This is a genomic window from Bacteroides sp. Marseille-P8574 (assembly GCF_902825465.1).
In the GTDB taxonomy this organism is placed as follows: Bacteria; Bacteroidota; Bacteroidia; order Bacteroidales; family Bacteroidaceae; genus Bacteroides; species Bacteroides uniformis.
Genome location: NZ_CADEBE010000001.1, coordinates 84,586 through 106,349, shown reverse-complemented (window position 1 = coordinate 106,349; position 21,764 = coordinate 84,586). Strand labels below are relative to the sequence as shown.

The window sequence follows — 21,764 nt, the reverse complement described above, 5'->3', positions numbered from 1 at the left end:
ATGTCGTGATTTATAGTTACTTTTGATGAAATATAAATCGTAACTGTCAACTATGGATTCTTTTGTCATACGTACATACGGGCGTACCGAATTGGCCCAAATCTATTGTCCCAATCTTTGTCCGGAGGCTGCCTTCCGCAAACTGAAACACTGGATAGACCTTTGTCCCGATTTGCGTGACGGACTTTCCGCTTTGGGCGGTTCTTCCCGTTCCCGCTCTTATACGCCTGCCCAAGTGCGGCTGATAGTGGCTACACTTGGAGAGCCTTAAACCTGAGGTTGGATGGCGTAAAGGTCAGGTCGGGAATCGTAAAGGTGAGGTTGGTACACTTGGTACAGAGGTTCATCCATCCTTTCGCCTCACACACATACGTGTGCGTGAAGCGAAGTGAATGTCAGACTTTTGGTTTCCGGTAGTTTCCCTTGCCATCTACATTTTCCACCAGCCCGTGTTTCTGCATACGTTTGAGCCAGGTGGAGGCGGTTTCCGATTTGATGCCCATCTCTCCGGCTTTCTGCAGGAAAGAGGCCCGTGTGAATTCTTCTTCCATGCTGTCTACCAGCGCATCCCGGTCGGCATTGCCGCGGCTTGTCACTTCGGTGTTGGGCAGGAAGGAGAGGATATGGGTGGTATGCCGGTAAAGGCTTTCGGCCAGTGAGAGTACGGCATGAAAGTCATCGGAGGCAATGAGGAGATTCCATCGGCTGACAATGTGGTCTTTCAGATTGTCTGTGGCTGTGTGAGGGTCGGGCGACACGTAAGGCGAGGCGGTGATTTCCCCTTGTTCCATTGCGCGGAGCATGGCCACCACTTCCATGATGCGGCAGATGTTGATGGCCAGACGTGCCACGCTGCTTGACATCTCGTTTCCGTTGGCCAGTCCGGAGCGTATGAAAAGCCGGGAGAAGAGCCGGTTGAATTCATCTTTCTGTCCGTCCGTAAGGTGAAGGGTGAATATTCCGTTCATGACAATGGTTTTCAGTTTGTCCTTCCATTCTATGCCCAGCGCCTTGAAGGTATCTTCAAGATTGCTGTCATTGCGGTCGAACTGGTTTTGCCAATGATGTATGGCAGGCATGTAGTAGAATACCTGGCGGGAAAAGAGCCCGTTCTCAGCAGTGGGAATCAGGGGTTTCACTTGTGAGGGGGTGCCTGACAGAAGTACGGAAAGATAAGTTTTCTTTACCTCTCGGTATTCGTGGTCGGTGCGCCGGTTGTAGGACAGTCGGTCGTGGTCGAAGGCTTTGCGCATGGTGTCGCTCCAGTGTCCGTATTCCGAACCGATGGCGGTGGAGATGGTGTCGGCTTCGCTTTCGCATATCAGTTCGGTACCGTCGGAGTCCATCAGGTTTTGCAGGATGCCGGTTCCGGTGTTGTTGCCCGAGATGAGGAACATCTTGTTGAGAGGCATTACGGGAGTCTCCGTTTTTCCACGTTCCTTGCCCAGTGTGTCGTATTTTGCTTTTTCACGGCGGTAACATGCCATGCTTTCGTCTACCTGCCCACGTATTTCATCGTGAATGGGCTCGGCAAGCAGGCGTACCAAGGAGAGCACTCCTTTGCCGGATGCAGGTAGGGCTACTACAAAGGTTTGCAGGCAGGGGGACATCATTTTTCCTCCGTAGGAACATCGGACGTGTTTTCCCATACTGGCACCCAATACGGTGATGGCACCCAGTAGCAGTACATCGTATTGGGCGGGGGAGGTTCCGCAGCTCATGATGTGATTCAGGGGATAAGGCCAGTGGAGGTGTTCGTCGAAAGTGGGTAATGGAGACAGTGGTTCAATGCCCGATGCGGACTCTTCCTCGCGTGCGCGTGTGTGTGAGGTAGAAGAGAGGGGTGAACTTTGTGTACCAAGTGTACCAATGGCGGGTGCGGCTTCATGCTGAATCTTCACGCCGCAAAGCTCGGCCAGATGAAAGGCGGTTCCCAGATGCACGTCGTTACGGCCGGTCTTCAAGGCATTGCTGAAGAGCTTGTCGGCTGCCCGTCGGTCGTACTTGGACGACAGGCTGCACAGACTTAAAAAATCATGCCGTCCTGCTTCTCCGCAGTCGGTGGCAATGGCAAATGCCAGTTGTATATATTCTTGATAGGTTGGAGCAATGTCTGCTCCTGCATTTCTGACTGCTTCGGCCAGAAGGTGCAATGAAGATAGTGGTTCCATCGGATTTGGTAATTTATAATTAGTAATTTGTAGTCGGTGATTTGCAATGACTCATAATTCGAAGTTCACAACTTTTCTGAGCAGTGCTTTCGGGTCATGGCAGAGGAAACAGGCGCGTACGAGGTCTTTCCCCGAAGTGTCCACTCCTTTTCCGGGTTGTGTGTTTTCGGCGTCATACATGCAGTGGACGTAATTCATGGCCCATTGTATTCCTTCTGCAGGATTCTGTCCGTGAAGATAGGGAACAAACGCTTTTACGCCCCGTCCGGTGGGGCTGATGAACACCAGCGCAGGGCATAAATAGGGGTCATCGAATAGTTGTTGTCGTAAGTTTTCCGTTTCTTCTGCGGATTCAAGGTGGTCGATATCGACTACAACCAGGCCGGAGGATTCCGTGAGGGAGTCGCTTCGTCGTCGGGTGAATACGCCGCAGGGAGTGACGTAGGGTAGTGTCTGTTGTTTGAGGAATCGTGCGGTAGTTTCGTCTCCTTGTGCTGCGGCATTTCTTATGGCGAGTGTCAGTTCGGCAAGTCTCTGGTCGGAGGTGATAAGACGGTGTACTTCGTCAATGCTCATTGTCCTGAATGGGGTGAGTGTGGCACTTTTTACGGTTTTTCCGGTATTTTCGTCTTTTATCGGCGATATGGGCGGCATGAAAAGTGACATTTTGAATAGATTTTCCATTTTGTTGTTTTAAAGATTTTGTGCGAAGTTAGGGCTCTTTTCTCATTAAATATTTTCTGTATATGGAAAATATTTTAAACGTGAGAAACCTAAAATAACGTTTAATAACATGTACTTTTTTAATTCTGATAACATAATACAAGACGACGATGAATGTAAACAGTGACCACCCTATACTGGGTGCTTTATTTGAGAAATGGCGTAAAGAGAAAGACTTGAATATTAATACTCTTGCCAAAGAAGCCCATATTTGTACAACTACGTATGGAAAAATAAAAAAGGGCTGGATGTGAGATTAAGTGCTTATCAGTCACTTTTTTATTACTACTCCATGGATTTGGAGGATGATGAAATCAGGCAGATGGTGAATGAGTGGCTGGAGGAATGGCTGAAGGTGAGAAAGAGGGAGTAAGAGAAGGCGCTCTGATTTGAATACTAAAAAGGTAAATACAAGAATAACATTCAAATATGAATATTGAGATGTTCGTTTTTCAACAACTCAAAAGAAATTTGAAGCGTGAGGCTTCCTAGTTTTCAGTCTCTTTTATATTGGTATTTGGAGTATTTTGATGAAGGCAATATCAAAAGCATTATGCTTCGTGAATGGCTGGATGTGTTGCTGATGATCCGGAAAAAAGATTTGGCGAATGGATGAATGAGCGTTGTATTGATAATAGGATAGAGGAGTTTTTCTTTAAATAAATTATAGAATTAATCTGTTTATTATACGTAAATGATTATGCCCAAAATAAGTTTTATATTACCTGTATACAATGTGGAGAATTATCTTCGCAAATGTATGGAGCCAATAGTTCAGCAACCCCTCGCAGATATTGAGATAATCTGCGTGGATGATTGCTCAACTGATAATTCTCTTGCTATCCTGCGCGAATATGAGGCGAATGACAAGCGGGTGAAAGTAATTGCTTGAGTGAAAATATCAAACAAGGAGGAGCCAGAAATCGGGCATTGGATATTGATGTCGGTGAATTTCTCTCATTTGTAGATAGTGATGACTTTGTAGACATACATCTGGCTGAAGATATGTATCAGTTAGTGATAGAGACTAATGCTGATATGGTAAGAGGCAAATTTTCAAGATGTTATAGCGATGATGAGCAATATATAAAAGAGGATAACTTTTCAATGCTTACTCTTGAACGTGATGAGTAGCAAAAAAGATTTATCGTTGATGGAACTCGTTTGTGGGGAGGAATAGTCAGAAGGTCTATCTTGGAAAAGAACAGAATTAGATTTCCAGAAGGTATTGTATATGAGGATAATGCTATTGGTACTTTGACTTTGTTGCATAGTAAGACTATAAAATCTATAGTCCGGGTCTACTACTATTAATCGTTGTAGCCATCAAAGTTCTACCAGAGTCAGCGATTTAAAGAAGCTGTCTGACTGTTTAGAAACTTCAGCCATGTTTCTTTCATGGCTTCTATAATGACTATAAACCAGAATGTGATTATCGCTATATTTTTCTTGCATACTATTCCACCACTCAGATGGCATTTCAATATTTTACCTCACCTGCATATCAGTATATAAAAAGGGGATATTGTGAGCTCTGCAAGCTGGTTCCGGATTTTTCTAAAAATCCTTATTTATTGAAGAAATTATCCCTTAAATATAGGCTTATCTACTTTACAATTATTCCCATCAATGCTTTAACTAAAAGAAGTCTTCTTAGATATAAAACAAATAATAAAATCAATATGAAAGTTGTTATTCTTGCTGGCGGATTCGGTACTCGAATATCTGAAGAGTCTGTTTACAAGCCTAAGCCTATGATAGAAATAGGTGGGATGCCTATTTTGTGGCATTTGATGAAAGTATATTCATACTATGGAGTTAATGAGTTTATAATCTGTGCCGGATATAAGCAGCATAAGATTAAAGAATGGTTTTCTGACTACTTCCTTCATACATCGGATATTACTTTTGATTTTACAAATGGCAATGAAGTGATTGTGCATCAAAAGCATATTGAGCCGTGGAAGGTAACGGTTATTGATACGGGGCTTGGCACAATGACCGGTGGAAGAATCAAGAGAGTAAAAGACTATGTGGGAAATGAGTCCTTCATGCTTAATTACGGAGATGCAGTGGGCGATGTAAACCTTAAGGAGTTGCTGGATTTTCATAAGAGTCATGGTAAATTAGCCACTGTTTCGGTATATAATTTCGGTCAAAATAAAGGTGTATTAGATATAAAAGATGGAACAGTCAAAGCTTTCAGAGAAAAGTCTGATTTAGATGGCAATCTGATTAATATTGGTTTTTTCGTATTAGAACCTTCAGTGTTTGAATATATTGAAGGAGATAACACGGTGTTTGAGCAAGAACCTCTGAAGCAATTAGTCTCCGAATCGGAATTAAAGGCTTTTGTTCATCATGGCTTTTGGCAATGTATGGACACTCTGCGCGAGAAACAACATTTAGAGAAACTTTGGTCCACGGGAAATGCACCTTGGAAAATCTGGAAATAATTAGTAACGATTAATAATATGGCATTTAATAATGTATATAAAGGTAAGAAAGTCCTTGTGACCGGTAATACAGGTTTCAAAGGTAGTTGGCTCTCTGCATGGTTGCTCATGGTGGGTGCTGAGGTTTATGGCTACTCTAACGACGTACCTACCAGCCCCTCGATGTTTGAAACACTGGGATTGGACAAAAAAATTCATCACCATTTTGGTGATATTCGCAATCGTGAGGAGATGAACGATTATGTGCAGTGGGTAAAACCAGACTTTCTTTTCCATTTGGCTGCACAAGCTATCGTCTCTACTTCTTATAAAGAGCCTTTCGATACCATTACAACCAATGTAGTAGGTACTGCTTCCGTGCTTGAAGCCATCCGTAATATTACTTGGGAGTGTACTTGTGTACTTCTTACCAGTGATAAGGCTTACGACAATGTAGAATGGATATGGGGTTATCGTGAGACCGATGCAGTAGGTGGTAAGGATGTATATTCAGGTTCTAAAGGAGCAGCTGAACTCACCATCAAATGTTATTGGAATTCATTTATTCAGTCTATGCCTAATATTAAATTGGGTGTTGCCCGTGCAGGCAACGTGATAGGTGGTGGCGATTGGGCCAAAGACCGTATTATTGTAGATTGTGTAAAAGCTTTCTCGAATCAAGAAACTGTGGAAATCCGGAGTCCGAAGGCAACTCGTCCTTGGCAGCATGTATTGGAGCCCTTGAGTGGCTATTTAAATCTGGGCCAGTATCTTTATGAAGGTAAGGTAGAGAACGGCGAGCCTTTCAACTTTGGTCCCCGTGCAGAGCAAACCAAGACTGTATTTGAATTGGTACAGGATTTGGCTACATTGTGGGGGTTGGATAAAGATCAAGCTGCTAAGTTGACAGGTAATGTCCCTTTTAAAGAAGCTACTCTACTTAAACTTAACTGTGATAAAGCTCTTGTTTATCTCAATTGGCATTCTACCCTCCATTATGAAGAGTGTGTAAAGTTTATTGCTGATTGGTACAAGGCTTTCTATATTGACTGTTACGAAGATATGTATGCTCTTACTGTAAAGCAGATTGAGGCATACGTAGATTCTGCAAAAAAGCAGGGACTTAATTGGGCGGAATAGTATGGAAGGCGTAACATTGCACCCCTTAAAACATATCACGGTGCCTAAAGGCGATATTTACCATGCCATGAAGTTTACTGACGAAGGATATTGTGGCTTTGGTGAAGCATACTTTTCTCAAATTGAGCAAGGGCAGGCTAAAGGTTGGAAACGCCACAATCGTATGACACTGAATCTTATTGTTCCTATAGGTGCGGTTAAGTTCGTAGTTTATGATGATCGTGAAGGTAGTACAACGAAAGGTAGGTTTAAAGAAATCATTCTATCTCCAGAATTCAACTACCAACGCCTGACAGTGGCTCCGGGTCTTTGGATGGCATTCTACGGAGTAGGCAAAGGTGTTTCCATGCTTATGGATATTATTCCCGAACCTCACGACCCTGAGGAAGCCAGTCGCGTAGCTCTCTGCGATATCCCTTATAATTTCTAATCCCTCTCAATTATTATGAAGATTCTTATCACCGGTGCTACGGGCTTTATCGGTCAGAACCTATTACCGCAGCTTTGTTCTGCTTGTCCGGATGTTGAAGTTCTGACACTGAATCGTTCTGTAGAAAAGGCTGAGTTATTGTTTCCTCAGGATAGGTTTACTAACTTTGTACATACGTCTGCGGACAATTGGGACATGGTAAGGGCTTTTAATCCTAATATAGTGATTCATTTGGCAGCATTGAGCACTGCCGACAATGACATCCGGATAATAGATTCCTTAATTGCTTCAAATATTACTTATGGAGTTCAGTTACTGTCTGTACTGTCTAATTGTCCTTCGCTAAAATTGTTTGTAAACACCGGTTCTTTTGCTGAATATAGATTAGGGGTGCAGCAGTTTGATAGTGCATACCTTTATTCGGCTACAAAGACTGCATTCCGAACTTTCTTGAATTATTATGCCGGATTATATGCATTCAAATATATTACAGCAGTACCCTATACTGTGTATGGAGGCAATTCTACAGTGAAGCGTTTGATGGATTACATCATTGAATCACTGGATGCACCCGCGGCAATAGAGATGACGGCAGGAGAACAAATCCTTGATTTTATTCATGTGGATGATATTTCTCGATTCCTTATCTATGTAATTCTGAATCATAGTTCTTTTTGTATGTTAGAGAAAAACGGAGAAGACTTTCATCTTGGCACAGGTCGGGGTACAACTGTCAGGGAGGTTGCAAAGATTATTGAATCGGTGTCCAAACGCCGTTGTAATATCAATTGGGGGGCTAGAGCCTATCGAGATAGAGACACAATGTATGCAGTAGCTCCTATAGCCAAGAATATAGAATTAATCCAATGGAAAGCGCAGATTGAGCTGAAAGTAGGAATAGAACGCTATTTGAACAAACGATAGTATGGCACATACTTATATAGATACATTATTCGAGGTGTATCCAAATCGAACCGAATATCTCGATTGGATACAATACGAGTTGGATGCACGTGTTTATTACTTTGGTAATCACTTTAAAACGCCATTTGGACACAAACGACAGTTGAAATATCGCATCCGTAATTATTTGGCTTCATTCAAGCGGAAAGTTAGCAATATTAATTTTGATGGAGCTATCTTATCAGAAGCTTACGCAAACTGGGGAATCAATGACAAACTAACGGAAGATGGTTATAAGGTGTGTATGCTTCCTTGGCATGCTGATCCGGGGTTCAGACTAAGCACTGAATATGCTGCGGTGGCAAATGGGTTTGATTATGGTGACTTTAATTTTTTATTAAGCGAACATTTCATAGATAGAGTTTACAATTTCCGTTCATTTTTTGAGAATTTTCTTCAACGTTATCATATAAAACTTGTGATTTTTGCAAATGATATGACTGCAATAAATAGAATTGCGATATCTGCCTGCAAAAATGTGGGTGTTAAATCAATGATATATCTGCATGGACTGCCTGCCGGTTCTTACAATGCTATAGATAATAATAGAGCAGATTATTTATGTGTATGGGGTAACAGGATGAAAGAATTGTGTGTTAATGCCGGAGTTAATGCAAATAAAGTGATTGTAATGGGCAATGCAAAATATTCTGGCAGAAAATTTCCAGACATTCATCCTGCTTCTTTTGATAATGTGTTGGTTCTAAGTCGCGCAATTCCCGGTGCGCCAAGTGACAGCGTAAAACGTCCGATTGAGAATAGAGGTTTTTCGATTGATTATATTTATATGGTAGAAGAAGCGCTCAAGCGAGTAGGTGTTAATAAAGCTGTGCTGAGACTTCATCCGTCGGAAAACGGAGAGTGGTATAAAAAGTTTGTTGATTTTGACTTTTATACATTAGATGACAAGTCTTTGATGGATTGCTTGTCAGATAAAACGGCCATCGTATCTCCTGCTTCCACAGTCATGTTCGACGCCTTCCTATGCGGTATTCCTTTTTTTGCTTTTGAGCCCCATATAATTATGGGATATGATACCGCTCCTCCCTTTGATGGTAGTGAAGAAGAAATGCCCATTGCGAAATCGGTGAGTGAATTGGTGGAGCATTTGCAGCATAACATTGTAGCATCACATGCACTGATTGATAAATATATTAATTCGGTTGTTGATATGTCCAAAATAAAAGAACTACTGCCCAATGGAAAATAGCTATTCCTTGAAATACTTGAAGATATATATGTGGCAGGCGATTTCTTTTGTGCTTAGTTTTGTTTCTCTTTTTATAGTTGTTCCATCATTAAGCTCCATGCCGGACGTTTATGGCGTTTATAGTTTATGTGTGGGTATGACTATCTTTTTGTCATATGCTGATTTGGGCTTTATAAATGCTGGTACTAAATTTGCGTCGGAGTGTTTTGTAAGTGGAAAAATCGAAGAAGAAAAGTCGTATGTAGGGCAGGCTACTTTTGTTTATTCTTTTATAGCATCTGTGATGCTTTTGCTCTTTCTTTGCTTTTCTTATAATCCATGCATCATTCTGTCAGGAATAAATCCTGGTTCTGAGGAATTTTATATTGCCCAAAAGCTGCTTTTAATTTTATCACTGAGTATCCCGGTTTATGTTGTCCAGAAATATGTATTTCTAATATATAATGTCAGACTATTGGACTATAAAGTCCAAAAGGTACAAATATTGGGGGCATTGGTAAGAATAGCGTCTGTTCCTCTTGTCTTTTTCAATGGTAGATATGATATAGTAGGATACTATGGGTTTTCACAGATCGTCTTGTGCTGCGCGGCTGTGTATATGCTTTGGAAATCTAAAGAATTTTCTTATGGATTCATATCTATTTTTCGTGTTTGCAGATATAACAAAGTTGTTTTCAGAAAGATGAAGAGTTTAGCTTTCAGTGGAATTTTAGCTTGTGTGTCATGGATTTTATATTATGAGTTAGACTCTTTGGCTATCGGTAAATTCTTAGGCGTCCAGGCTGTGGCATATTATGCAATTGCTTTCTCAATAGCCTCATTCATTCGATCTGCTTTTGCAATCTTCTTTTCTCCCTATAATGTGAGATTCAACTATTTCGTTGGCGAATCTGACTTTCAGGGGTTGGCTTCATTTTGTAAAACTTTGATTTCGTTTTCTTCAGTTTTGTTTATTCCTCCTTTAATAGCACTTATGTGTTTAGCTAAGCCTTTTGTATTTGCATGGGTGGGGGATGATTATACTTCTTCTGTTTTGGTGTTTCAGTTATTGGTTGGATGCTTTTTACTTGCTTATATTACCTATCCATTATCATTCTTGCAAACGGCATTGAAACAAGTTAAAGCAATATCAATTGTAAGTATGATTGTACCAGTGGTATACTGGATCGTAATTTATTTATTGATAGATACTTATGGGCTTCGTTCATTTGCGTTCAGTAAATTGCTGTCATTTGTTATCTCAGCTTTTGTATGTATATTGTTTTCACTGTCAAATATTCAGATTGGCTTTTGGAAGTATATGAATATACTTTTTCTATGGCCTGTCATATATAGTGCTATTCCAGCTTTAATACTTTCATTAATCGCTTATCATTGTATTCCATTTGGAGCAGCCAGAATTGATTTATTGTTCGTAATGGTATGCGTAATGGGTATCTCTGCTGCTGTGTGGGGACTGAATCTATTGATAAATAGATTGTTTAGAGAACGTGTTTTTGCAGTCAGTGCTTCTGTTATGAAGCGCAATAAATAGTTTTTTGATTTCGCAATGTCATGGAAAGGTTAGTAGTATTTCTAGATAACGAGATTTATGGTGGCAGTGAGAGGCTGATGTATACTGTGCTTACGAGTAAACTTATTAGAGATAACTATATCGTGAGTGCTCTTTATGGATATAATAAACCGATGCATGACGGTTTAGTCAGAGATTATGGTGATCAATATGATTCCATATTTACTTCGGCACCTATATATTGTAATGAGCTATATATTCGAATACATATGTCACAGCTTCCAAAGCTATTAAAGATGACATTTAAATTTCCATTTTGGCTATTTAAGAAGACAGGATTAAAGATTGTCTATAACTTTATAGTTCTTTTGATCTATGTAATCAGAATGAGACCTGATTTAATTCATATCAATAATGGAGGTTATCCTGCAAGTGTCAATTGCCGTATCATGGTATTCATAGCTTCACTTTTACATAGGAAATGCGTGATGCATGTGAATAATCAGGCTGTAAAACAGCGTTTCTTCGAACCATACGTAGATCGATTCATCAGTCAAAAGGTATCTTGCTTTATTGTTGCCTCAAAGCTGGCCAAGCATAGTTTGCTTGTAAACAGGCACTTTGATAATAATAAAATATCGATTGTGCCTAATGCAGTGAAAGAAGAGTCCATAAAGATTAGTAGGGAGGAATTATTGTCGAGCTATGGAATATCTAGTGACAAAATAGTAGTTCTCGAACTTGCCTTTTTGCAGTATAGAAAAGGACAGCGTTTTCTTATTGAGGCGATTGAAAAAATTAAAGAAGAGACTTCTTTATTGGGCTCCAAACTTCATCTGATTTTATCTGGCTCTGGCGAGGATGAACAGGTTCTGAAGGAGATGGTAAAGAGTAAGAATATGGGGGGGATGGTAACTTTCACGGGCTATTGTAACAACCCGATAGATTTCATCAATGCTGCTGACATATTCGCATTACCATCAGTTGCCAATGAAGATATGCCATTGGTAATATTATCTGCGATGAAACTAGGTAAGCCCATTGTTGCTACTAACTTTGCTGGTATTCAAGAGGAAATTGAGTCGGGAGTTTCAGGTATCCTTATTGAGCCTAACGAGCAGACTATTGTTGACAATCTCGTCCATGTTTTGATAGAGATGAGCCATTGCAACAACATCTGGGGCAAAAATGCACAAGTAAGATACGAAGAGTTTTTTTCTCCGAAAATTTACGAACGGAAGCTCTTGGAAATATATTCAAAAAGCTAAAATAAAAATGAAACATATACTTTTATTAGGCGGTTATGGCTTTATAGGGACTAATATTATTAAGCATGTAGATAACCATCTAAAAGATAAATATCGTTTTATTGTTTTTGACCGGTTGCCTACCCATATGTACGGCATATCATTCGAATCGATCGAGAAGACTTATACCGGAGATTTTTCTTCAAGAGCGGATATGGAAAAAATATTTTCTGAAAATCAGATTGATATCGTCATACATTCATTATCATCTACAGTTCCTTCCACATCACTTGACCCTAAATTTGATGTAGAGTCCAATCTTCTGCCAACGATACAATTTTTAGAATTGCAAGGGAAATACAAAGTACCGTCGATTATTTATTTATCATCGGGTGGGGCCATATACGGAAACGATAGCTTGTGCACATTTTCCGAAGACCATTTCTCCAATCCAATCAGTTCATATGGAATTACTAAACTTGCTATAGAGAAGTATCTTTATCTTTATCACATGCAATATGGATTCAATTATCTGATTTTGAGACTTTCTAATCCATATGGTCCCTATCATTATTCGCAAAAACAAGGTGTGATTAATATTGCACTTGAAAGAGCTATGAAGGGTGATTCGTTCTCTGTTTGGGGTAATGGTGAAGGCGCCAAAGACTATATTTATATAGAAGATTTTTGTAATATCTTGTTTGAACTGCTTGATAGTAAAGTTTATAATAAAGTACTGAATGTAGGATCGGGTGAAACCGTCTCGCTGAATACAATCCTTCGTATAATTAAATCGTATTATCCGAATTTTGAATGGATAAATATTTCTTCATACCCCAATGATATTGCTAATTTCTCTTTGAATATTAATCGATTGAAAACATTTATTCCGGACATTCGGTTTACTGATATAAATCAGGGAATCAATAAAACTTTAAATTGGCTTCTTCATGGGAAAGATTCTATTTAGCATCATCATACCGTCTTACAATAGCGCATTATTTATACGTCGCTGTTTGGACTCAATTCTTAAACAGACTTATTCAAACTGGGAGGCCATAGTGATTGATAATCATTCTACTGATGACACTGTTTCTATTGTCAAAAGTTATGGAGATAGTCGTATTCAATGCTATTTAATACATAACGAAGGGGTGATTGCCAAGTCTCGAAACTATGGAATCACTTTTGCAAAGGGAGATTATGTTTGCTTTTTGGATTCGGATGATTGGTGGAAAGAAAATAAACTCAATAAGTGTCTTCTTTATTGCAATCTTAATGAGGAAGTATTTATTTATCATCAGTTTGAATTATATAGAGAGGAGCAGAGGAGGCTTCACACTAACAAATCTCAATATAGAGAATTGCCAAACAGCAACAGAGTACGTAACCTACTTTGTAATGGAAATACGATAGGAACTTCAAGCGTTTGTCTATCTCGCTCTATTCTTATGCGGTACCAATTTAACGAAAGCCCTTTGCTTGCTGGAGTGGAAGATTTTGATTTATGGATCCGTGTTTTAAATAATGACACAGTTAAGACATTCTTTATAGACCAAACGTTAGGATTCTATTATGTAGGTAATACGTTTTCTGCATCTGCCAAACAGCTGACAAAGCTTCGCTTCTTGATTGCTCAATATATAGGATGTTTTGATAAGGCTACCCGTAGAGAAATAATTAAATCATGGTACTTCCAAAAGGCAGTGTATCATTATGTGAACTTCAAATTTCCCGAAGCCATTAAATTCTTTCTTATCTCTGTAACATCTAAATCGAAAGAAATTCGCTGCATATCTATACAAGCTATTGCTAAAAGTAATTTTTTGAGAATATATAATATTTTGAAATGAACATAACGAAATCTTCATTCTTAGTAGGATGGCTATGTCTATTTTGCCTATTTTATATTCCTTTAAATTTTTCATCATGGATGTTTAATGCTTTGCCATTAGTGTCAGTAAGATTAATATTAACATTGGTGCTGGTTTTGGTTTTATTTTCTCGTAAAATTATAGTTACGAAGTCCGAATTTGCATTCTTGTTATTATCTGTAGCTTATTGCACTGCTGAATGGCTATATAATCCAGTGTATAATAAAAATTTCATAAACGATTTGATATTTTTTATGTTTTGCATATCTTTTTATATCATACAAAAAGATATGCAAAATTTGAAAGTTAAAGTTATAAAGGTGTGGGTTGGTATCGTTTCATTAGCCTCTATATCATCAGTGCTTTCGTGTGCTTTATATGCTTTTTTTCCTTCGACTTTTTTTCCTGCTGGATATGATGGATATGTTACGGTAATTAACCCTTTGGGATTCATTCATTTAGAAACAGGTGGATTTCGGCCTAGTTGGTTCTTTGCAGAACCAAGTTATTTAGGATTCTATTTAGGGGCCAATTTACTGTTTATTTGTCGTTATTATAAAACAAGATTATCCAAAAGTGCATTTAAACTATTTATGATGATTTATCTATTGAGTTGTTTCACAGTTCAATCAGGTACGATAGTCGTTAGTCTTGCATTCTCTTTTTTTATTTCAATTTTCTATAAGTTTGCATTTAAGTCAACCACTACTTTGTATTGGCTGTTAGTGGCTCTTATGATTGTAGTTCTGATAGTTGTATTAGAACTGGATTTAATGGAGATTTACACATCTTATAATCTTCTTTCTTCATTGGGTGATCGACAATCGAGAATGATTTCATCAGCCGAAATCTATCAGGATATGTCAGTATGGGAATATCTTTTAGGCAAAGGAAGTGGTTATGTTACTCTTCTTACCGGTAGAGGTGAGTCGAATACTTACTATAAAATATTTATTGAGCAAGGAACTGTACCGCTTGTATTATTTTTGATTTATATTAAATTCTTTCTAAAGGAATCAGTCTTTGCCTTGGCTTTTGTTCTTATTGCTTTTAATTCTACTATTTGTCATTTCAGTCCTATGACATTTTTCTATTTTATCGCTTTATATAATTTCTATGGGAGGCAGCATATGGAAGAATCTCGCACGAATAATAGGCAATAAGGTTGTGCCATTGTGTTAAAACTAAGATTGTAGGTATACGTTTCAATTTTCTTAATAACTTCACTTCAAACTTATCAAATATTTATATATCTAAATTTGGAGGTGAGTTTGAAGCTATATCATACTTGAGATCCCCTCTTATTGTATGTATTGGAAGTAATGATTCATTCTAAATTTGACAGAGTTGTAGTTAATGGAGTTAATTTGATGCACGAAGGTAGTATTCCTTGCTATTCTACAATATTTATCCTCGTTTCAAACATTATTGCGAGTATAGCAATTTCTTTGTTTTATTTCATTTTGGGATTCTTGTTTTTTTTCAAAACCACATTTTTATAGTATTGATGTATATTGTAGCAAAATTAAAAAAAGAGCAAAGGTCATACTTGTTCCTTATTTATATTAGAATTTATTTGTTATTCTGCTATTGCTAGTTGCAGAAAGTGTTTTCTCGGGATTATTATCAGGAAAGAATAAGCTTGTGGTAGATTAGATTATACACTTACAGATTGGCTATGGTCTTTCTACGGCACTTCGCATATTAATCCAACTGTAGAAAGTGCTTTCCCTGTATGTTATCAGTTTTGGTTCTTGCGTGACTTAAAATGGTTACTATGGTTTTCTTTCCTATCGTTTATCTTGGAGTTAGGTATTTGCAAGTATTATGTATACTATGCTTGGGCATTTTATGACTTATTAATTTTTGGTCTGCTATTTCTGGTTTTAGTTTAGCTGTTATGTTTTATTTTTCATTTAGTATTCAAAAAAAAGATTTTGTTGCAACAATGCGACCATTATTGCCTTTATCATTGTTAGCATATCTTATAGGTTAGTGTTCGATTCATACTTGGTTGTATGAATGCATGGTACATTGAATACGTACATCATTTGAGCATTATACTGGGTATATTATGTATGTATTACGTCATACTTGCTTTGTATGGGAAAGATAAGAAGTCATCATTTTCTGACTAATAGCAGTTTCTTTATCTATGCTTTTCATACAATGCCATTGGTGTTAATTATTAAGTTGTTATTCAAAACTATTCAGCCTCAGTCGGATTTTAAATCTGCATGTTATATTTTTTATGTCCAGCAATTACAATTGTGGCAGGTCTTGGCTTATATAAATCATTAGTAATTCTTTTTCTTAAATTTACCGCAATGATTACTGGTGGAAGAAAATAATCAAATTCAAGGTCAACAAACATTAATTGTTTTCTGATAATCTTTAATTTATGAAGAGTAAAATATCATTTTTTCTTCCCTCATTTAATATAGGGGGAGTAGAACGTGTATTTATTAATTATGCTAATGCACTTTCTGACAAGGGATATAATGTTGATTTTGTGGTTTGCAAAGCTGAAGGTGTGCTTTTAGATTTGGTTTCTTCTTCTGTGAAAGTTGTGTCGTTAGGTAACATTCAGCTTCGCTATTCCTTTTTTAAGCTTAGGAAGTATATCAAGAAGCGTCAGCCGGATTCTGTTATTTCAGGTGGAGACTTTCCGAATATAATGCTGATATTGGCAGCTTCTTTTCTATCAAAACGTCCTCAAATAATAATCTCACAGCATAACTATTATAACATTGAGGTGAAAAATCTAGGATTGTGGGCTCGATGTACAACCTTCTTAATGAGACAAATATATCCGTGGTCTGATGTGGTTATTGCTGTTTCAAAAGGAATCATGACTGATGTATCAAACAAAATTAGGTTAAGTTCCAAGCAGCTACTTTATTTGCCTAATCCTATTGATATCGATAAAACTGTGCAATTAGGCAACTTACCGGTATCATCATTACCAGATAATTTTATCGTTTTTATTGGACGGCTTAGCAAGGTGAAAAACCTCAAATTACTATTGAACGCTTTTCAACATATAAAGCATCAAGATTACGAACTGCTTATAGTGGGAGATGGACAAGAACGGAGTGAACTTGAAGATTGCGCAAATAATTTAGAGCGAAGTTCTAAAATTCATTTTATTGGAGCTGTTCCAAATTCAATGCCTTATTTAAAGCGTGCTAAAGTGTTGGCTTTACCTTCTTTTTCCGAAGCACTGCCAACAGTATTACTTGAAGCTTTGTCTTTCAGCATTCCTATAGTTACAACGCCTAATGCGGGAGCTGTGGAGATATTACAAGATGCTAAAAATGCATTTATCTCAGAATCATTTGATAATGTAGAGGAATTTGCCAGTTTGTTGGATAGTGCCATAGTGCATTGCGCTGAAGATGATAGGTTATTATTAAGTAAATATTACATGTTGAACATCCTACCACAACTAGAACTCATATTACAGTCATGATTTATATTTATTTGTATAAACATTGGTTAGATTCTTATCTATTATCTTTTTATGAAAGCAGGATATTTTAAGTGAGTTGGATTACAAAGATATTGTTTTTTTGAGTGAAATTCAATAGAGAATTATGAATATATTGATAGACTTTACACAAATTCCCATACAAAAGGTTGGGGTTGGAGTTTATGCAAGAGAAACGTTTTTTGAGTTATTACGTGACACAAATAATAAGTATTGCTGTTTAGTTCAAGATGATGATAAAGATATGTTGAATACCTTAAAGTCAAGTAAAATAATCTTTGTCAAATCTAAGTGGTTTAGATTTTTTTTCTTTAGATTTTTCTTAGAGCAATTCTATATACCATGGATTTGTTATAAATATAAAATTAATATTGTCCATAGTTTGCATTACAGTTTTCCTTTAATTCCATTGAGGGCTAAGAAAGTTGTTACCATTCATGATTTAACCTTTTTTATATATCCAAAAGCGCATACAATCTTTAAGAGGTATTATTTCAGATTTTTTATTCGGTTTGCATGTCGATTTGCAGACGAAATTATATGTGTTTCTAACTCAACATTAAATGATTTAAATCTACACATAAAACCAATTAAATCTAAAACTCAAGTTATTCCCTTAGCTTGCGAGCAACCAAAAGTTTTTGATCTTGAATCGATAAATAATACAAAGGCGAAGTTTGGCTTGCATAGAAAATATTTATTATTTATCGGAACACTGGAGCCACGAAAAAATATAGTCAACTTATTGATTGCTTTTGAAAAAATAGTAAAAAATGACAGTTGCATTGACTTGGTAATTGTTGGCAAAAAAGGCTGGTTTTATAACGATACTTTAACTAAGGTTCAAGAGCTTAACATAGCCAATCGTGTGATTTTTACAGGCTTTGTTACTACTGAAGAAAAGTTCATTATATTGTCAGGTGCGTATGCTTTCATTTATCCTTCTATTTATGAGGGATTTGGTCTTCCTGTTTTGGAGTCTATTACGTACAAAATCCCTACAGTAACAAGTAATATCTCTTCATTACCAGAAGTGGTTGGACAAGCAGCAATATTGATGAATCCCAATAATATTGATAGTATATACAATGCTCTTAAAGAAGTATTATATAATGAAAATACAAGATTGATATTAGTTGAAAGATGTTCTAAGCAAGCCAAAAAGTTCTCATGGGAAATCACTGCTAAAATGACAGAAAATGTGTATGATAAATATCAAGTTGTTAAATGAGAACTGTGAAAGCTTTATATTATCAATGCATATTAAAAGCATTTACATATCTGGGAGAAATAAAAGAAAGCAGTAGGTAGATTTCGAAAAGAGTATCTCGATGTTTTTTAGTAGTGCTTTATCATAGAGAGTTTTACTATCCTATTACAGTTGATAATTGGGGCTTAGTGTGTGTACTTTAGAATGATTCCCCCCCTTTTTCTATCCAGCTATCTTTTTTATTTAATCGTTTGATTTTTTCACTCAAACGAAAGATACTGTAGTTTTTTTGTATAATGAAGTTTTCCCCTTTTTGAAGAAAATAAATGTTATGAAACTTTCTTTTGTCATTGTTGAATACCATTCAGTGGAGGATATTTTGGCTTGTTCTTCATCCATACAAGAGAATATGGAAAAGACATCTTATCAATTTGAGATAATAGTATCCTCTAATTCATTGTATAATTCCGAAAAGCGGAAACAATTACTTGCTGTACATTCTCTATGTAAATGGATTTTTAATGCTGAAAATGGTGGCTTTGCTTATGCAATGAACCAAGGATTAAAAGTGGCTACCGGAGATATTTTGGTGATTATGAATCCTGATGTAAGATTGAAGTCAGGGATTGGAGAGATGGTTGAATATTTCGCAGCCCATGAAAAAATTGGACTGATAGCTCCTATGATTAGAAATACATTGGGTGACATACAAGATAGCTATCGTCATTTTATTACACCATGGCGTTTCTTGGTTAGACATTTGGTTAGAGTTATTGGGCAAAAAAAATTAAAGAAGTATGATAATCCGGTGAATATGGATTGGGTCTGTGGAGCATTTATGATGATGTCTCGTGCATCGTATACCTTTGCAAAAGGTCTGGATGATGGTTATTTCCTTTACTGTGAAGATATGGACTTATGCAAGAGAATGTGGTTGGGAGGTTATAAGGTAATTTATTATCCGATGGCTGAAATAGAGTACGAAGGAACACGTTCTGCAAGATACTCACTGAAGTATGCTCTTGTATTTCTCAAATCTTTATTAAGATATTGGAGGAAGTTTGGCTGTATTGGTTAAAGATTAAGAGTTCTTAATTTTGCATCTGAAGTTGAGACGATTTATATGGGCTGATTAAGGTGCTTGTAGAAAAGGGTAGTTAGGGATTTATCATTTGGCTATATCTATAGCTGATATACAACAAGATATTCATTCTAAATTGAGAAAGATAGCTCCTGCTTTTTTGAGCGATATGGTGAGGATATGTACTATATTCAACTCAATCCTAATGCATGTGGCATTTCTTTTGAAAAAAATATTGAAAAGGTTTACTTTTTCAAGTGTATCACTAACAGCCATGTTCTCGGTTAATATCTTTTATAGAATATTTTCATGAATATACTTATTACCGGAATCCACGGTTTTGTGGGTTCCAATCTTGTTGTGGCTTTGAAGGAAAGCCATACCCTTTATGGGTTGGATATCATTACTCCCGAAAAGGAGGGTGTGACAAAGACTTTTTCTTGGAAGGATATTGAAACTATTTCTTTCCCAATGCAGAATCTTCCTAAATTTGATGCCATTATTCATCTGGCAGGCAAGGCGCATGATACGAAGAATCAGTCTGCCGCTCAGGTATATTTTGATATCAATACTGGATTGACTCAGAAGATATTTGATTTCTTTCTGGAATCGTCTGCAAAGAAGTTTGTATTCTTCAGTTCGGTGAAAGCTGCTGCTGATAGTGTATCTGGAGACATACTGACGGAGGACGTAATACCGGCTCCGGTAGGGCCTTATGGAGAAAGTAAGATAAGGGCAGAAGAATACATTTTTTTGGAACTAAAAAGAAGGGAAGAATTGAAGGTGGCTGATGGTAAGCAGGTGTACATCTTGCGTCCCTGCATGATTCATGGTCCTGGCAATAAGGGAAACTTGAATCTGCTTTACAATGTAGTGAAGAAAGGTATTCCTTGGCCGTTGGGAAGTTTTGAGAACAGACGCTCATTTACTTCGATTGATAATCTTTGCTATGTGGTGGAAGGGTTGCTGGTGAAAAACGTGGCGAGTGGCATTTATCATATAGGGGATGATGAAGCCTTGTCTACAAATGAGCTGATATCTTTGATGTGTGTGGTTTTGGGGCGCAAGTCGCATATATGGAGGATGAATAAGCGGATGATGAAGTTTTGTGCCCGGCTTGGGACTCTGCTCCATTTGCCTTTGAATGCAGAGCGCCTGCGCAAGTTGACTGAGAATTATGTGGTGAGTAATGCGAAGATAAAGGCTGCCCTGGGTATTGACAGAATGCCGGTGAGGGCAGAGGAGGGGATAGTGAGAACGATAAAATCGTTCTCAAATATAAAAGTAAACAATTAAAAATTAAAGAGGAAAATACTGTTATGTATTATCTGATTATATTGGTTCTGCTGTTTTTAGCAGAACTTTTTTATTTTAGAATAGCTGATAGGTGCAATATCATCGACAAGCCCAATGAGCGGAGTTCCCATACGAAAGTGACTTTACGCGGTGGTGGGATTATTTTCTATTTCGGGGCGTTTGCCTATTTCCTGACGAGTGGCTTTGAATATCCCTGGTTCCTGCTTGCCTTGACACTGGTGACGTTCATCAGCTTCGTGGACGATATAAAATCCACCGGACAGATGACAAGACTGCTTTTTCATTTCTCTGCTATGGCTATGATGTTTTATCAGTGGGGGCTGTTCTCCTTGTCCTGGTGGTGGATAGTCATAGCCTTGATAGTCTGTACGGGCATCATCAATGCCTACAATTTTATGGATGGGATTAATGGGATAACGGGAGGTTATTCTCTGGTTATTCTTGCTGCGTTGGCCTATATCAATAAGGAGGTGGTTACTTTTGTAGAAGCGGATTTCATCTATACCGTTATCTGTTCCGTTCTAGTCTTCTGCTTCTTCAATTTCCGCAAGCGTGCCAAATGCTTTGCGGGTGATGTGGGTTCTGTGAGCATTGCCTTCATCCTTCTTTTTTTGATAGGAAGACTTATCATTAGAACGGGTGATTTCAGCTGGATAGTTCTTTTGTCCGTTTATGGGGTAGACAGTGTATTGACTATCATTCACCGCCTGATGCTTCATGAGAATATCGGGCTACCGCATCGCAAGCATCTGTATCAGATTATGGCGAATGAGCTGAAGATTCCCCATATAATGGTTTCTTCTATTTACATGGCAGTACAGGCAATCATTATCGTAGGATATATAATGTGTTTAGGTTACGGTTATTGGTATTTGACAGGTATAATTCTTTTGCTTTGTTTTTCTTATACCTGCTTTATGAAGAAGTATTTCGGATTGCACCAGTCTACGTGAGTAATAC

General features: G+C 37.7%; 21 protein-coding genes. 19 read left to right on the top strand and 2 right to left on the bottom strand.

Features of this window, described 5'->3' with window-relative positions; all coding sequences use genetic code 11:
- Positions 1-52 precede the first annotated feature (52 nt).
- A complete protein-coding gene (locus tag HUX74_RS00445; RefSeq protein ID WP_174646018.1) occupies positions 53-271 on the top strand; it encodes a DUF4248 domain-containing protein in 219 nt (72 codons plus the stop codon).
- A gap of 124 nt (positions 272-395) precedes the next feature.
- Here the strand turns inward: HUX74_RS00445 and HUX74_RS00440 are convergent, their stop codons facing one another.
- Both HUX74_RS00440 and HUX74_RS00435 read right to left on the bottom strand, forming a co-directional pair.
- Entirely contained in the window at positions 396-2,171 is a 1,776-nt protein-coding gene (locus HUX74_RS00440) for a DUF3987 domain-containing protein (protein ID WP_174646017.1), read from the bottom strand.
- Positions 2,172-2,222: 51 nt separating this feature from the next.
- On the bottom strand, positions 2,223-2,855 hold the full coding sequence (locus HUX74_RS00435) for a BT4734/BF3469 family protein (RefSeq protein ID WP_174646016.1): 633 nt from the start codon (positions 2,853-2,855) through the stop codon (positions 2,223-2,225).
- Positions 2,856-3,144: 289 nt separating this feature from the next.
- Here HUX74_RS00435 and HUX74_RS20895 point away from each other — a divergent pair, with 289 nt between their 5' ends.
- From HUX74_RS20895 to HUX74_RS00350, 18 genes are all read left to right on the top strand, one after another.
- Positions 3,145-3,267, top strand: a complete 123-nt coding sequence (locus tag HUX74_RS20895; RefSeq protein ID WP_255343536.1) for a hypothetical protein — start codon at positions 3,145-3,147, stop codon at positions 3,265-3,267.
- A 321-nt stretch (positions 3,268-3,588) separates the two neighbouring features.
- Entirely contained in the window at positions 3,589-3,786 is a 198-nt protein-coding gene (locus tag HUX74_RS00430) for a glycosyltransferase family 2 protein (protein ID WP_342673096.1), read from the top strand.
- On the top strand, positions 3,783-4,028 hold the full coding sequence (locus HUX74_RS00425; protein WP_174646014.1) for a glycosyltransferase: 246 nt from the start codon (positions 3,783-3,785) through the stop codon (positions 4,026-4,028). The genes HUX74_RS00430 and HUX74_RS00425 overlap by 4 nt, the downstream gene beginning before the upstream one ends.
- Positions 4,029-4,576: 548 nt before the next feature.
- Positions 4,577-5,350 (top strand): glucose-1-phosphate cytidylyltransferase, encoded by a 774-nt coding sequence (rfbF, locus tag HUX74_RS00420; protein WP_174646729.1) that lies wholly within the window; start codon positions 4,577-4,579, stop codon positions 5,348-5,350.
- Between the two features lie 18 nt (positions 5,351-5,368).
- Positions 5,369-6,469 (top strand): CDP-glucose 4,6-dehydratase, encoded by a 1,101-nt coding sequence (rfbG, locus tag HUX74_RS00415; RefSeq protein ID WP_174646013.1) that lies wholly within the window; start codon positions 5,369-5,371, stop codon positions 6,467-6,469.
- Position 6,470: 1 nt separating this feature from the next.
- The gene (locus tag HUX74_RS00410; RefSeq protein WP_174646012.1) at positions 6,471-6,899 is read left to right on the top strand and encodes a dTDP-4-dehydrorhamnose 3,5-epimerase; all 429 of its coding nucleotides are present in this window, start codon (positions 6,471-6,473) and stop codon (positions 6,897-6,899) included.
- 15 nt (positions 6,900-6,914) lie between these two features.
- A complete protein-coding gene (locus HUX74_RS00405; protein WP_174646011.1) occupies positions 6,915-7,823 on the top strand; it encodes an NAD(P)-dependent oxidoreductase in 909 nt (302 codons plus the stop codon).
- Position 7,824: 1 nt separating this feature from the next.
- On the top strand, positions 7,825-9,072 hold the full coding sequence (locus HUX74_RS00400) for a hypothetical protein (RefSeq protein ID WP_174646010.1): 1,248 nt from the start codon (positions 7,825-7,827) through the stop codon (positions 9,070-9,072).
- Positions 9,062-10,606 carry a hypothetical protein gene (locus tag HUX74_RS00395; RefSeq protein WP_174646009.1) on the top strand — a complete coding sequence of 515 codons (1,545 nt, stop codon included), beginning with the start codon at positions 9,062-9,064 and terminating at the stop codon, positions 10,604-10,606. Before HUX74_RS00400 ends, HUX74_RS00395 begins: the two co-directional genes overlap by 11 nt.
- 20 nt (positions 10,607-10,626) lie before the next feature.
- Entirely contained in the window at positions 10,627-11,853 is a 1,227-nt protein-coding gene (locus tag HUX74_RS00390) for a glycosyltransferase (protein WP_174646008.1), read from the top strand.
- Between the two features lie 7 nt (positions 11,854-11,860).
- Complete coding sequence (locus HUX74_RS00385; protein ID WP_174646007.1) at positions 11,861-12,802, top strand: NAD-dependent epimerase/dehydratase family protein; 942 nt, start codon at positions 11,861-11,863, stop codon at positions 12,800-12,802.
- Positions 12,783-13,685, top strand: coding sequence for a glycosyltransferase (locus HUX74_RS00380; protein WP_174646006.1), 903 nt, complete (start codon positions 12,783-12,785; stop codon positions 13,683-13,685). The genes HUX74_RS00385 and HUX74_RS00380 overlap by 20 nt, the downstream gene beginning before the upstream one ends.
- On the top strand, positions 13,682-14,869 hold the full coding sequence (locus tag HUX74_RS00375; protein WP_174646005.1) for a hypothetical protein: 1,188 nt from the start codon (positions 13,682-13,684) through the stop codon (positions 14,867-14,869). Before HUX74_RS00380 ends, HUX74_RS00375 begins: the two co-directional genes overlap by 4 nt.
- 1,238 nt (positions 14,870-16,107) lie before the next feature.
- A complete protein-coding gene (locus HUX74_RS00370) occupies positions 16,108-17,178 on the top strand; it encodes a glycosyltransferase (RefSeq protein WP_174646004.1) in 1,071 nt (356 codons plus the stop codon).
- Positions 17,179-17,302: 124 nt separating this feature from the next.
- Positions 17,303-18,427: a glycosyltransferase family 1 protein gene (locus tag HUX74_RS00365; RefSeq protein WP_057255932.1), complete on the top strand. Its 1,125-nt coding sequence runs from the start codon at positions 17,303-17,305 to the stop codon at positions 18,425-18,427.
- Between the two features lie 310 nt (positions 18,428-18,737).
- Entirely contained in the window at positions 18,738-19,484 is a 747-nt protein-coding gene (locus HUX74_RS00360; RefSeq protein ID WP_117713517.1) for a glycosyltransferase, read from the top strand.
- Positions 19,485-19,796: 312 nt separating this feature from the next.
- Complete coding sequence (locus tag HUX74_RS00355; protein WP_174646003.1) at positions 19,797-20,783, top strand: NAD-dependent epimerase/dehydratase family protein; 987 nt, start codon at positions 19,797-19,799, stop codon at positions 20,781-20,783.
- A 23-nt stretch (positions 20,784-20,806) separates the two neighbouring features.
- Complete coding sequence (locus HUX74_RS00350; protein WP_174646002.1) at positions 20,807-21,757, top strand: glycosyltransferase family 4 protein; 951 nt, start codon at positions 20,807-20,809, stop codon at positions 21,755-21,757.
- The last annotated feature ends 7 nt before the right edge of the window (positions 21,758-21,764 follow it).